Source organism: Antrihabitans auranticaus (assembly GCF_016481275.1).
Lineage (GTDB): Bacteria > Actinomycetota > Actinomycetes > Mycobacteriales > Mycobacteriaceae > Antrihabitans.
In genome coordinates this window covers 319818-335042 of record NZ_JAEMNW010000005.1, presented here as the reverse complement: position 1 = coordinate 335042, position 15225 = coordinate 319818, and the positions used below count along the sequence as shown (strand labels likewise).

The window sequence follows — 15225 nt, the reverse complement described above, 5'->3', positions numbered from 1 at the left end:
AACGATCCCGAATTGCCCGTCGGCGCAGTGGAATTGCTGGATCCTGCCGAGCGGCGGCAGCTTCTCGTCGGGTGGAACGACACCGCGCACGCCGTCGATTCGGCGGCAACACTGGTGTCGTTGTGGGAGTCGCAGGTCGAGGCGTCGCCGGATGCGGTGGCGTTGGTGTTCGAGGGTTCCGAGCTGACGTACGGCGAATTGGCTGTTCGGGTGAATCGACTTGCGCGGTGGTTGATTACGCAGGGCGTGGGCCCGGACTCGATGGTTGCGCTGGGGATGCGCCGCTCGTTCGACCTCGTTATCGGGATGTACGCGGTGGTCGTCGCCGGTGGTGCCTATGTGCCGGTGGATCCGGACCACCCTGCCGAACGTATCGATTACATTCTCGACACCGCGCGGCCGGTGTGTGTACTCAGTACTCGCAGTGACGATTTCGTCGCCACAGACGCGATCCTGATCGACGAGTTGGATCTGGCTGGATTGTCGGCGGAGCCGGTCACGGATGCGGAGCGGTTGGCGCCGTTGCGTGCCGAGAATGCGGCGTATGTGATCTTCACGTCGGGGTCGACGGGACGGCCGAAGGGTGTTGCGGTTTCCCACGGGGCGATCGTGAACCGGTTGGTGTGGATGCAGTCGGCGTACGGGTTGGATGCCGATGACGTTGTGCTGCAGAAGACGCCGGCGACGTTCGATGTGAGTGTGTGGGAGTTCTTCTGGCCGTTGCAGGTTGGTGCGCGGTTGGTGGTGGCGCGGCCGGATGGGCATCGGGATCCGGCGTACCTGGTCGATGTGATCGAGAGTCAGCGAGTGTCGACGGCCCACTTCGTGCCGTCGATGCTGGCAGTGTTCGTGGCGCATCTTGCGGAGTCGGGTGCGCAGCGTGCGCGTTCGTTGCGGCATGTGTTCGCGTCGGGCGAGGCCCTACCAGGTGCTGTGGCGCAACGGTTCCGGCAGTTCACCGGCGCCGCGCTGCACAACCTCTACGGCCCGACCGAGGCAGCGGTCGACGTCACCTTCCACGAGGTGACAGATGCCGACGTGAGCGGCGTATCGATCGGTGCACCGGTGTTCAACACGCAGGTGTTCGTCCTGGATTCGCGGCTGCGCCCAGTGCCGGTCGGTGTCGCGGGTGAGCTCTATCTCGCGGGTGTGCAGTTGGCTCGCGGCTACGTTGCGCGGCCCGACCTGTCGGCAGATCGGTTCGTGGCCAATCCGTTCGGGGCTGCTGGAGAGCGGATGTACCGCACCGGTGACCTCGTCGTCTGGAACTCCGGCGGTGAGATCGACTACCTGGGCCGTACCGACTTCCAGGTGAAGCTGCGTGGTCTGCGCATCGAGCTCGGCGAAATCGAAACTGCTCTGATTGGCCTCGATGCTGTCGCGCAAGCAGTGGTCCTCGTGCGCAACGACGCGAACACCGGCGATCAGCTCGTCGCGTATCTGGTCGCCGACCCGCGGGCGATCCTCGACCCAGCTGCGGTGCGCACCGAGCTGGCCCTGACCCTGCCCGGGTACATGGTGCCGTCCGCGTTCGTCGTGCTCGACGAGCTGCCGCTCAACGCGTCGGGCAAGCTGGACCGAAAGGCGTTGCCTGCGCCCGTGTTCGAGGCGAAGGTATTCCGCGCCCCGACCACGCCGATCGAGGAAATCGTCGCCAATACCTACGCCGACGTGCTCGGTATCGACCGGGTCGGTCTGGACGACGACTTCTTCGAACTCGGCGGCAACTCGCTGATCGCGACTCAGGTCGCCGCGCGCATCGGTGCGGCACTGGACGCCACCGTAGGAGTGCGCGAGCTGTTCGAGGCGCCGACGGTAGCCGCTCTCGCGGTTCGGCTCGGTCAACTGCAGAGCGGCGGGCGGACCCGGCCACGACTCACGGCAGGTGAACGCCCGCAGCGTCTCCCGCTGTCGGCTGCCCAGCAGCGCTACTGGTTCCTGAACCAGTTCGACACCACATCCGCAGTGGACAACATCCCGGTGGCGGTACGCCTGACCGGACGGCTCAACGTGGCCGCGCTGGAGTCGGCAATCGGCGACCTGATCGCGCGGCACGAGTCGCTGCGCACCGTCTACCCCGATTCCGCGGATGGCCCACGGCAGCTGATCTTGCCGGCTGCAGAGGTTGTGCGGCCGCTCGAACCGGAGCAGGTCACCGAAGACGAGCTGCCCGCGAAGGTGTTTGCCCTCGCAATGACGGCGTTCGACGTGACTGTGCAGGTGCCGCTGAAGGTTGCGCTGTTCGAGCTCTCGCCGACCGATTACGCACTTGCGATGGTTGCGCACCACGTGTCGGCGGACGGTTCGTCCATGGGCCCGCTGACCCGGGATCTGATGTCGGCGTACTTCGCACGGTCGCAGGGTGACTACCCGGATTGGGCACCGTTGCCGGTGCAGTATGCGGACTATGCGCTCTGGCAGCGCGAATTGCTCGGTGACGAGGCCGACCCGGAATCGTTGGCGGCACGCCAGGTCGCGTACTGGCAGCGTGCCCTCGCGGGCGCGCCCGACCAGCTCGAGCTACCTGCCGATCGGCCACGGCCCGCAGTGCAGTCGTTCCGTGGAAAGTCGTTGCGGTTCACCATCGATCCGCACATGCACCGTGAGTTGCTCGCGCTGGCCCGCGAGCAGAACGCCTCGTTGTTCATGGTCGTCCATGCCGCGCTCGCCGTGCTGCTCGCCCGGCTTTCCGGCTCCGACGACATCTCGGTCGGTACGCCGATCGCCGGTCGCGGCGAAGCCGAGCTGGACGATCTGATCGGCATGTTCGTGAACACACTGGTGTTCCGCACCGAGATCGACGCTTCGGAATCGTTCGCGCAGCTCGTGGCTCGCGTTCGCGAGACCGACCTCGAAGCCTTCGCCAACGCGGACGTTCCGTTCGAGCGGATCGTCGAGGTGCTGAACCCGGTTCGGTCGACGGCCCGGAATCCGCTGTTCCAGATCGGCCTGTCGTTCCAGAACCTGGCCGATACCAGCTTCGAGCTGCCCGGCCTGCGCGTCGGCAGCGTCGAACTCGATGTGCAGCTCGCCAAGACCGATCTGCAGCTGACCCTTGCCGATCGCCACGAAGACGGTGAGCCAGCGCAGATCCTCGGCGAATTCACCTACGCCACAGATCTGTTCGACGAATCGACGGTGGCCGGTTTCGTGAACCGGTTCCTGCGCATCGTCGAGTCCGTCGTCGCGGATCGGACTCGTGCGGTCGGCGATATCGGCCTGCTCGACGACGACGAGCAGCGCACCACTCTCGTCGCGCGCAACGACACCGCGCACGATGTCCCGGCTGCGACGCTGGTGGATCTCTTCGATGCGCAGGTCGCGGCGACCCCGGATGCCGTCGCACTCGTGTCGGACGGTGAGCAGCTGACCTACCGCGAATTCGACTCGCGGGTGAACCGCCTTGCGCGTCGCCTCATCGCGTCCGGTGTCGGCGCGGAATCGCTTGTTGCGCTGGGTATGCGGCGATCCGTCGAGCTCGTCGTCGGTATGTACGCGGTCGTGAAGGCGGGTGGCGCCTACGTGCCGATCGACCCGGACCTGCCGGCGGAGCGCACGGGGTACGTCCTCGACACTGCGGCACCGGTCTGTGTCCTCACGTCCGCGGGCGACGCATTCGAATGGTCCGGTATCCCGACGGTGCTCGTGGACGACGAGACCGCCGACGTGGCGGACTCGCCGATCGCAGCCACGGAACGGCTGGCGCCGTTGCGCCCCGGCAACACTGCGTACGTGATCTTCACCTCCGGCTCGACCGGTAGGCCGAAGGGTGTTGCTGTCACGCACAGTGCGATCGTCAACCAATTGCTCTGGAAGAAGGCCGAATTCGGTCTCGGTAATGACGATTCGGTACTGCTGAAAACTGCCGCGACCTTCGACCTCTCGGTGTGGGAGTTCTGGTCGGCGCTGGTATCCGGTGGCCGGATCGTGCTCGCGTCGGCCGACGGCCACCGCGATCCCGGTTACCTGACCCGGTTGCTCGCCGCAGAGGCTGTCACCACGCTGCACGTCGTGCCGTCGATGCTGGACGCGCTCCTCACCGAATCGAACAATGCACTACCCGCGACGTTGCGTCGCGTGCTCGCCATCGGTGAGGCGCTTCCGGCAGCGACCGCGCGGCGCATGCTCGAACGAGCGGACGGTCCGGCCCTGTTCAACCTGTACGGGCCCACCGAGGCGGCTGTGTCGGTGACGTTCGGCGAGGTTGCCGAGGTGTCTGCCGGATCGGTCCCGATCGGTCGCCCGGAGTGGAACAGCCAGGTGTACGTGCTGGATTCGCGGTTGCACCCGGTGCCGGACGGCGTTGCGGGCGAGTTGTATCTCGCCGGCGATCAGCTCGCCCGCGGTTACTACGGGCGCGCCGACCTGACTGCCGACCGCTTCGTCGCGAACCCGTTCGGTCCGGTCGGTTCCAGGATGTACCGGACCGGTGACCTCGTCAGCTGGTCCACCGACGGCCGTTTGAACTACGTGGGCCGCACCGACTTCCAGGTGAAGCTCCGTGGTTTCCGGATCGAGCTCGGCGAGATCGAGACCGCGCTGACGGAGCAGGAATCCGTGGCCCAGGTTGCGGTCATCGTGCGCTCCGATGCGCGGTTGGGCGATCAACTGGTTGCCTACGTCGTGCCCACCGCGGGCGCTACCGGGGATCCCGCCGCCATCCGTTCGGCGCTGGGGGAGCGGTTGCCGTCGTACATGGTGCCGAACGCGATCATGATTCTCGACGCGCTGCCGCTGAACGTGAACGGCAAGCTCGACCGAAAGGCTCTGCCGCAGCCGGTATTCGACAAGCAAGCGTTCCGCGCGGCCACCACGCCGGTCGAAGAGATCGTGGCGGGCGTGTTCGCCGAAGTGCTGGGCCTCGGCTCGACCCGGGTCGGCATGGACGACGACTTCTTCGCACTCGGCGGCAACTCGCTGCTGGCCACGCAGGTTGCCACCCGAATCGGTGCAGCACTCGACACCCGGGTCGCCGTTCGGACGTTGTTCGAGGCACCGACGGTCGGCGCGCTGGCCGCCAAGGTCGAACAGAACGCCGGTGCAGGTGGCAGGCAGGCGCTCGTCGCTCAGCACCGGCCCGCGCACATCCCGCTGTCGCTGGCACAGCAGCGGATGTGGTTCCTCAACCGCTTCGACACCGAATCGGCGGCCTACAACGTCCCGATGGCGGTGCGGCTCACCGGCAAGTTGGACATCTCCGCGCTGCAGTCGGCGATCGCCGATGTCACGGCACGGCACGAGGTCCTGCGCACGATCTACCCGGAGACCGCCGACGGACCGGTCCAGGTCATTCTGTCGCCCACACAGGCGACGCCGGAGCTGCGCATCGTCGAGGTGAGCGCCGACGAGATCAGCACTGCCGCAGCGGCCTTCACATCGACGGCATTCGACGTCACGGTCCAGGTGCCGTTGCGGGTCGGCCTGTTCAGGCTCGCACCGGAGGAACACGTGCTCGCGCTCGTCGTCCACCACATCTCCGGTGACGGGTCGTCGGTCGGTCCGCTGACCCGCGACGTGATGGTCGCGTACGCCGCTCGTGCCGCCGGCGAAGCGCCGGGTTGGCCACCGCTGCCGGTGCAGTACGCGGATTACGCCCTCTGGCAGCGCGCTGTGCTCGGCGACGAACGAGACCCGGATTCGGTTGCGGCCCAGCAGGTTGCGTACTGGCGCGAGTCGCTGGCCGGGCTGCCGGACCAGCTGGATCTCCCCACGGACCGCCCGCGGCCCGCGGTGCAGACGTTCGCCGGTGGCACCGTCGAACTGGCCATCGACGCGGACGTGCATCGCGGTCTGGTCGACATGGCGCGAGCCCAAGGTGCAACCCTGTTCATGGTCGTGCATACCGCGCTCGCGGCGCTGCTGTCACGACTGTCAGGCGCTGACGACATCGCGATCGGCACGCCGGTCGCCGGTCGTGGCGAGCGTGCGGTCGAAGACCTGATCGGCATGTTCGTCAACCAATTGGTGTTCCGCAGCACGATCGACCTCGGTGAACCGTTCGCCCAGTTGCTCGCTCGCCAGCGCGAGACCGACCTGCATGCCTTCGCCAACGCCGACATCCCGTTCGAGCGACTCGTCGAGGTGCTCAACCCGTCCCGGTCCACTGCGCGCCATCCGCTGTTCCAGGTCGGACTCTCGTTCCAGAACCTGGGTCAGTCCAGCCTGCAACTGCCCGGCCTCGAGGTCTCGGGGCTGGATCTGGACGTCGAGCTGTCGCAGTTCGACCTGCACCTGATCGTGACGGACCGCTACGACGATGCGGGTGCGGCGACCGGTATCACCGGCTTCTTCACCTACGCCGCCGACCTTTTCGACGAAGCGACCGTGCAGAGCTTTGCCGATCGGTTCGTACGCCTGCTCGGCGCCGTCATCACCGATCCGCAGACGCGAGTCGGTGACATCGAGTTGCTCGCGCCGGCCGAGCGCGCACAACTGCTCGACGGCTGGAACGACACCGCGCACGCCGTCGACGAATCGATGACCCTGGTCTCGCTGTTCGACGAGCAGGTCGCGCGATGTGCCGACGCAGACGCCGTGATCTTCGGCGATCAGCGTCTCACCTACGCAGAGTTCGACGAGCGCGTGAACAGGCTTGCCCGCTGGCTGATCGGCCAGGGTGTCGGTCCCGAATCGCTTGTCGCCCTGGGTATGCGGCGTTCGCTGGAACTCGTCGTTGCGATGTACGCCGTCGCGAAGGCCGGTGGCGGCTACGTGCCGATCGATCCTGACCACCCGGCCGACCGCACGGCCTACGTCCTTGATACCGCACGAGTGTCGTTGGTACTCACCACGTCCGGCACCGGTCTCGACGTAACCGGCACACGCGTCGTCGAACTGGACACGCTGAGCCTCGCCGCCATCGACGCCGCACCGGTACGGCCGCAGGAGCGAACTGCACCCCTGCGCCCGACGAACTCGGCCTACGTCATCTTCACCTCCGGTTCGACCGGCAGGCCGAAGGGTGTTGCGATCAGCCACGGCGCGATCGTCAATCAATTGGCGTGGAAGCGTGCCGAATACGCACTCGACCTCGGCGACGCGGTGCTGCTCAAGACGGCGGCGACCTTCGACCTCTCGGTATGGGAGTTCTGGTCCGCGCTCACGTCCGGCGCCGCGCTCGTGATCGCGTCGGCCGACGGCCATCGCGACCCGGCGTACGTGAATGCGCTGATCCGTGACGAGTCGGTGACGACGCTCCACGTGGTGCCCTCGATGCTCGACGCCCTGCTCATCGAGTCCGGTGGCCGACTCGGATCCGGGCTGCGGCGGGTGCTGGCAATCGGCGAGGCGCTGCCCGCGACGGTGGCGCAGCGCTTCCGCAAGGCGAATCCCGATGTGCGGCTTGTGAACCTCTACGGGCCGACCGAAGCTGCGGTCTCGGTGACCGAGCATCTCGTGACCGGCCGCGACACCGTCTCGGTCTCGATCGGTTCGCCCGAATGGAACACGCAGGTATACGTCCTCGACAGCAGGCTGCGCCCGGTGCCGGCCGGGGTGACGGGTGAGGTCTATCTCGCGGGTGCGCAACTCGCGCGCGGTTACTACGGGCGGGCGGATCTGTCGGCCGAGCGGTTCGTCGCAGCGCCTTTCGCTTCCGGCGCCCGGATGTACCGCACGGGTGACCTTGCGGCCTGGAATGCCGACGGTGAGCTGAACTACCGCGGACGCTCCGACTTCCAGGTGAAGGTGCGCGGTTTCCGCATCGAACTCGGCGAGATCGAGGCGGCCCTGCTCGCCCGTCCCGAGATCGCGTCGGCCGCGGTTGTCGACCGCACCGATCCGCACCTCGGCACACAACTCGTCGGATACGTGGTTCCCGCCGCGGCGGCGGTGATCGACACCTTGGATCTTGCACACACGCTCGCTGCCGAATTGCCGTCGTACATGGTGCCTGCCGCGTTCGTCGTCCTGGATGCGTTGCCGCTCAACGTGAACGGCAAACTCGATCGCAAGGCGCTACCGGAACCCGCGTTCGAGGCTCGGGAATTCCGTGCGCCGTCGACGCCGATCGAGGAGATCGTCGCCGGAATCTTCGCCGAGGTCCTCGGGCTCGAGCGGGTCGGTGTCGACGACGACTTCTTCGCGCTCGGCGGCAACTCGTTGCTGGCGACACAGGTCACGGCACGCATCGGTGCCGCTCTCGACGCACGGGTTCCGGTCCGGACGCTGTTCGAGGCGCCGACGGTTCAGGCCTTGGCTGCGCGCGCCGAACAGCACGCGGGTGTCGGCGGCCGCCGGGCCCTGACCGCAGGTCCGCGGCCGGAACGGATCCAGCTGTCGCTCGCGCAGCAGCGCATGTGGTTCCTCAACCAGTTCGACACCGCGTCTGCAGTGAACAACATTCCGGTGGCGGTGCGGTTGACCGGCGACCTCGACGTCGCCGCACTGCAGCGGGCCGTCGCGGACCTCGTGGAGCGGCACGAAACCCTCCGCACGGTCTACCCGTCCGACGACGGAAACGCCTACCAGGTGATCCTGCCCGCAGCGGGAGTCGTGCCGGACCTCACGCCTGTCGACGTCGGCGCGAACGACCTGCGCGACCGGATCGTCGAGGTGGCTTCCGCAGGCTTCGACGTGACGACCGAAGTACCGTTGCGCGCCAACCTTTTCCGGGTGGTCCAGGACAGTGCGGCGAGCGTGCAGGAGTACGTCCTCGTGTTCGTCGCCCATCACATCAGCGCAGACGGCTGGTCGATGGGGCCGCTGACGCGCGACGTCATGGTTGCCTACGCCGCGCGTACGCGTGACGAAGCGCCGTCGTGGGCACCGTTGCCGGTGCAGTACGCGGACTTCAGCCTGTGGCAGCGCGATGTGCTTGGCGCCGAGTCCGATCCGGCGAGCCTGATCTCCGCGCAAGCGGACTACTGGAAGCACGCTCTCGCGGGCGTGCCCGACGAGCTGAACCTGCCGACCGACCGGCCGCGCCCCACAACACAGTCGTTCGCCGGTGGGCGCGTGAACTTCCGGATCGATGCGCAGCTGCAGGGTGAGCTGCAGAAGATCGGCCGGGCCCAGGGGTCGACGCTGTTCATGGTGCTGCACACGGCGCTGGCAGTGTTCCTCGCGCGCCTGTCCGGTACCGACGACATCGCGATCGGTACGCCGATCGCGGGCCGCGGCGAGTCCGAACTCGACGACGTCATCGGTATGTTCGTCAACACGCTGGTGTTGCGCTCACACGTGCAGCCGCACTTGACGTTCGGCGAACTGCTGACCCGCACCAAGGACGCGGATCTGCAGGCATTCGCGCACGCCGACATTCCGTTCGAGCGACTCGTGGAGGTGCTCAATCCGGAGCGCTCGACTGCTCGGCATCCGCTGTTCCAGGTCGCGTTGTCGTTCGAGAACCTGCCCGAGTCCGGCTTCGAGTTGCCCGGCCTGCATGTCGGTGCGGTGGACCTCGATGCCGAGATCGCGAAGTTCGACCTGTCGCTGACGCTTCGTGAGGCGAACTCGGCGGTCGATCCGGAGGGCGGTATTTACGCCGAGTTCTCCTTTGCCCGTGACCTTTTCGATGAAGATACCGTGGCGCTGTTCGCGGAGCGGTTCGTCCGGCTGCTCACCGAGGTGACGGCGTCGCCGGAAACAGCGGTCGGTGATCTGGCGCTGCTGTCGGAGATCGAGTACGAGGCGCTGACCCACGTTCACGGCGACGACGTGATGACCGGTGGGCTGCTGCCCGACGAGCTCAGTCGTGGTGCGCAGCTCGACCCGGACAAGCCTGCGGTGCGATACCTCGGCCGGTCGATCACCTATCGCGAGCTCGACGAGACCTCGTCACGCCTCGCGCGGGTGCTGATCGGTCGCGGCGTGGGACCGGAAAAGCTTGTCGCACTGGCCTTCCCGCGCTCCTACGACATGGTCGCCGCGGTCTGGGCGGTCACCAAGTCGGGTGGCGCGCACGTCCCCGTCGACCCGACCTACCCGGAGGATCGCGTCCGGCACATGCTGACCGATTCGGGCGCGGTCGTCGGTATCACGTCCCGTGAGTTCGTCGGGCAACTGCCCGATGACGTCGAATGGCTCGTCATCGACGATCCCGAAACGGCCGCGCTGTGTGCTGCTGAGTCGCCTGCACCCGTCACCGACGAGGACCGGTTGGCGCCGCTGCGTCTCTTCCATCCGGCGTATGTCATCTACACCTCGGGCTCGACCGGCATGCCGAAGGGCGTCACCGTCACGCACTCCGGCATGGGTGGCCTGGTGGATGCGGCGACCGATCTGTACCACCTGCAATCGCACCACCGGTTCCTGCACATCTGCTCGCCGTCGTTCGATCCCTCCGTGCTGGAGTGGACGGCTGCGTTCTACAACGGTGCGACGCTCGTGATCGTCCCGTCGAACATCATCGGCGGCCCCGATCTGGGCGAACTGCTGCGCACCGAGAAGGTGACCCACACGATCGTCACGCCCGCAGTGCTCGGCACGGTGGATCCGCGCGGGATCACCGACCTCGAGGTTGTTTCGGTCGGCGGCGACGTGACCACGCCGGAACTGCTCGCGAAGTGGCAGCCGGGCCGCAAGTACTTCAACGGCTACGGCCCCACCGAGACGACGATCATCTCGTCGTTCGCGAGCCTGCGCCCTGGCCAGCACATCACGATCGGCAAGCCGATTCACGGCATGTCGGCGATGGTGCTCGACCAGCGGTTGAACCCCGTACCGGTGGGCGTCGCGGGCGAGCTCTACCTCGCAGGCGGCGCGCTGGCGCGTGGCTACCACAACAGGGCCGGCCTGACCGCGGACCGCTTCGTTCCGAATCCGTGGGGCGAGCCCGGTGCCCGGATGTACCGCACAGGTGACGTGGTGCGCTGGTACGACATCGGTAAGGCATCGGGTCGTGCGTCGGAGCTCGAGCTCGACTACGTCGGCCGCTCGGACTTCCAGGTGAAGGTCCGCGGCTTCCGCATCGAACTCGGTGAGATCGACGCGGTCCTCGCCGGTCACCCGGACGTCGAATACGCGATCACCGTTGGTCGCGAAACCGCGGCGGGCGCAACGATTCTGGTGTCCTACGTCCTCGGCACCCCGGGTGCGAGCGTCGATAGTGCAGCGCTCATCGAGTACGCGGGCCGGTCTCTGCCGCCGCACATGGTGCCGTCGGCCGTCGTGGTCCTCGACGAGATTCCGCTGACTCCGGTCGGCAAGCTGGACCGTAGGGCCCTGCCCGAACCGGTGCTGGAGGCTCGAGAATTCCGTGCGCCGACGACCGAAGCCGAGGCGATCATCGCCGCGGTCTTCGCCGACGTGCTCGGTGTCGAACAGGTCGGCCTCGACGACTCGTTCTTCGCGATGGGCGGCGACAGCATCCTGTCGATCCAGTTGGTCTCGCGTGCGAAGGCGCGTGGCATCGTGTTCTCGCCACGCGACGTCTTCGAGCGTCGCAGTGTCGCCTCGCTGGCCGAGGTTGCCACGATCGGCGAATCTGCCGGTCCCGCGGTGCTTGCCGAGCTGCCGGGTGGCGGAGTCGGCACGATCCCGCTGACCCCGATCATGGCCGCCGTGCTCGGCGCCGGCGGTTCCCACGACCGGTTCTCGCAGACGATGAGCCTGAGGTTGCCCGCCGATATCGACCAGGACATGCTGGTCGGCACGATCGAAGCGGTCTTCGACCATCACGACGTGCTGCGGTCGCGCTTGACCCACACCGAGACCGGCTGGGAATTCGAAGCCCTGGAACGTGGGTCGGTCGATGTCGCCGCCCTCGTGCACCGCGTCGCGGTGCCTGCCGACACGGCGGGTGCGGAGCTGGCCGAATTGGCTTCCGCGGAACTGGATTCGGCTATGGGCCGACTCGATCCCGCTGCAGCTGCGATGGTGCAGTTCGTCTGGTTCGACTTCGCGGACGATCGGGCAGGGATACTGCTCGTCGTCGGTCACCACTTCGTCGTGGACGGCGTTTCCTGGCGGATTCTGATCCCCGACTTCGCGGTCGCATGGTCGCAGCGCAATGCCGGTCAGCCGGTTTCGTTGCCCGCCAACGGCACATCGATGCGGCGCTGGGCGCACGCACTCGTCGAAGAGGCGCACAGCACGCAGCGGCGCGCCGAACTGCCGGTGTGGCGCGAGATCACCGCTACGGCCGATCCAGCGCTGGGCAAGCGCGCGTTCGACCCGGCTGTCGATACGTTCGCAACGGTCGAGCGAGTCGAGGTGCGGCTGTCCGCCGACGTGACCAACGCACTGCTGACGACGATTCCGCGGTTGTATCGCGGCGGTGTCAACGACGGCTTGCTCGCTGCCCTCGCGCTCGCAATTGCGAAGTGGCGCAGCGGACGTGGTGTGCAGGCGCCTGCGACGCTTGTCAGGCTGGAGGGTCACGGCCGCGAGGAAGGCGTCGTTGCCGGCGCCGATCTGTCCCGGACGGTCGGCTGGTTCACGAGTTCCTACCCGGTCAGGCTGGATCTCGGCGGCATCGATATCGCCGACGCCTTCGCGGCGGGGGCAGCGGCGGGGTCCGCGATCAAGGCCGTCAAGGAACAGCTGCTCGCGGTGCCGGACAGAGGAATCGGTTACGGCTTGCTCCGCTACCTCGATGCCGAGACCGGTGCCGAGCTGGACGACGCGGTCGACGCACAGATCAGCTTCAACTACCTCGGCCGGATCTCGGCCGGCGAGGTGCCCGCAGCGCTGCGTGAACTCGGCTGGGTCCCGACCGGGGACCTGGGCGAATTGAGCGCCGAGATGGACCTCGACATGCCCGCCAACGGCGTCGTGGACATCAATGCGATCGTCACAGACGGCGACGACGGTCCGCAGCTGGGCGCTGCGTTCGCCTTCCCGTCCGGCGTGCTGTCGCGCGGTGAGGTCGAGCAGCTGGTGGCGTTGTGGCAGGACGCGCTCGGAGCGCTCGCCCGCCATGCCGAGCAGCCGGGTGCCGGCGGTTTCACGCCGTCGGATCTTCCGTTGATCCGCGTTCCGCAGCAGGAGATCGAGCTGTGGGAGCGGCAGTATCCCGGCCTTTCGGACGCCTGGCCGCTGTCGCCGCTGCAGTCCGGCCTGCTCTTCCACGCCATGATGACGGCGACGACCGTCGACGTGTACACGATGCAGGCCGTGCTCGACCTGACCGGCACCGTCGACACCGAACGGCTCCGCAACGCGGCGCAGGGCATCATCGACCGGTACGCGAATCTGCGCAGCGCGTTCGTGATCGACTCCGACGGTGGCGCGGTCCAGGTGGTGCTGGACCGGGTGGACGTGCCGTGGCGCGAAGTCGATCTGACCGACCTTCCCGAGGACGACCGGGTGGCGCAGTTACGCCGCGTGCTCGCGCAGGACCAGGCCGAGCACTTCGACATGGCAGCCGCGCCGCTGATCAGGTTCACCGTGGTCCGTACTGCTGCCGATCAGTTGCATCTCGCGATCACCAGCCACCACATCCTGCTGGACGGCTGGTCGATGCCGTTGCTGATGCGCGACCTCCTGGTGCTCTACGCCGTGCGCGGTGACCACTCTGTTCTCGAACGAGTCACGCCGTACCGCAACTTCCTGCAGTGGCTGTCCAAGCGTGATCGCCAGGAGTCGTTGACTGCATGGTCCAACGCCCTGGCCGGTTTCAGCGAGCCGACGTTGCTCGCCACCTCTGCGCAGCCCGGTGCCGAGACGTACGAGATCGACAAGCTGATCACGCACATCGACGCGGCCGACACCCGCCGGATCGTCGAGTTCTGCGCGTCCGTCGGCGTCACGGTCAACACACTGATCCAGTCGGCGTGGGCGATCGTGCTCGGCCGGATGACCGGACACGAGGACGTTGTGTTCGGTGCGACAGTGTCCGGTCGGCCGCCGGAGTTGACCGGTGTCGAAGCGATGGTCGGTCTGTTCATCAACACGCTGCCCGTGCGCGTGCGGTTGGACAACGGGGCGACCGTCGCCGAATTGCTGGAGCGTCTGCAGGGCCAGCAGGCCGATCTCCTCGACCACCACTACGTGGGGCTGACGGAGATTCAGAAGGCCGCGGGCGTGCCGACGATGTTCGACACCCTGCTGGTGTTCGAGTCGTACCCGATCGACAGGGCCGCTCTGGCCGAGGCGAGCGCGGTGGACGGCATGCGAGTCACCGGTGTCGGCGTCAACGACGCCACGCATTACCCGATGACGCTGCTGGTCACTGTCGCGGAGACGGTCGAGCTGACGATGAAGTTCCTGTTGTCGCAGTTCACCCGTGCCGAGGTCGAGACGCTGGCCGCACGCATGCGGATGGTGCTCGACGAACTGGTCGCGGACCCGACGGTGCTGGTGCGCGACATCGAGATCCTCGACCGGGCCGAACGCGAGCAGATTCTTGCCGACTCGGGTGCCGGTGCACCCGAACCGGCCGAGGATCGGATCAGCGGGCAGACATTGCCGCAGCTGCTCGCCAACGTCGTCGAAGACGATCCGGAAGCGCCCGCACTTGCGATCGGCGACGAAGAGATCAGCTACGACGAACTCGACGAGCGGTCTTCGCGCCTCGCGCGAGTGCTGATCGAGCGCGGCGTCGGGCCCGAAGCGGTCGTCGCGGTCGGACTGCCACGGTCGGTCGAGTCGGTGGTTGCGATGTGGGCAATCGCCAAGGCCGGTGCGGGTGTGATCCGTACGCAGCCAGACGTGTCCGCGGAAGCGATCGCCGAGTTCGGGATCGCGCACGGTGTGACCGAGCAGGCACACGCCGACGCGCTTCCCGATGGTGTGGACTGGCTCGTGCTCGACGAACCCGCTGTGGTCGAGCGCGTCGAGGCTGCGCCGTCGCATCCGGTCTCGTACGCCGACCGGACCGGTCCGCTGCTCGACAGCCATCCCGCGCTGGTCACGTACGCGGGCTCGACGAGTCGGGTCGTCAGCCAGGCCGAAGCTGTCACGCTCGCAACCGCGCTGCGCAACCAGTACGACCTGGATTTCGAGTCGCGCACCTATGTCGCCGCCGGTGCGGATGCACAGGCCGAGTTGCTCGAATTCCTGCTGGTCGCGACCACGGGTGCGGCGGTCGTGATCGGGTCCGCAGACGTCGGCGAGGTGATCGCCGACGTGCTCGCGGACGCCTGGGTGACGCACGCGTTCGTCAGTGCCGGTCAGCTCGCGGACCTCGATGCCGACGGTCTCGACGACCTCGCCGCGATCGTCGTCGTCGACGGTGAACCGGACGCCTCAGCGGTCGAACGGTTGTCGTCCGGACCGCAGGTCTTCACCGATGGGCTCGTCATCGCTCCGGGCAGGGACGGTGTGCGCAACGCCACCGATTGA

The 15225-nt window shown here is 67.2% G+C and carries 1 protein-coding gene (cut by a window edge); it reads left to right on the top strand.

The window, feature by feature from the left end; translation table 11 throughout:
• On the top strand, positions 1-15225 hold part of the coding region annotated (locus JGU72_RS22920; protein ID WP_199686384.1) for a non-ribosomal peptide synthase/polyketide synthase (this coding region is incomplete at its 5' end). The annotated region extends 14839 nt beyond the left edge of the window; 15225 of 30064 annotated nt are visible.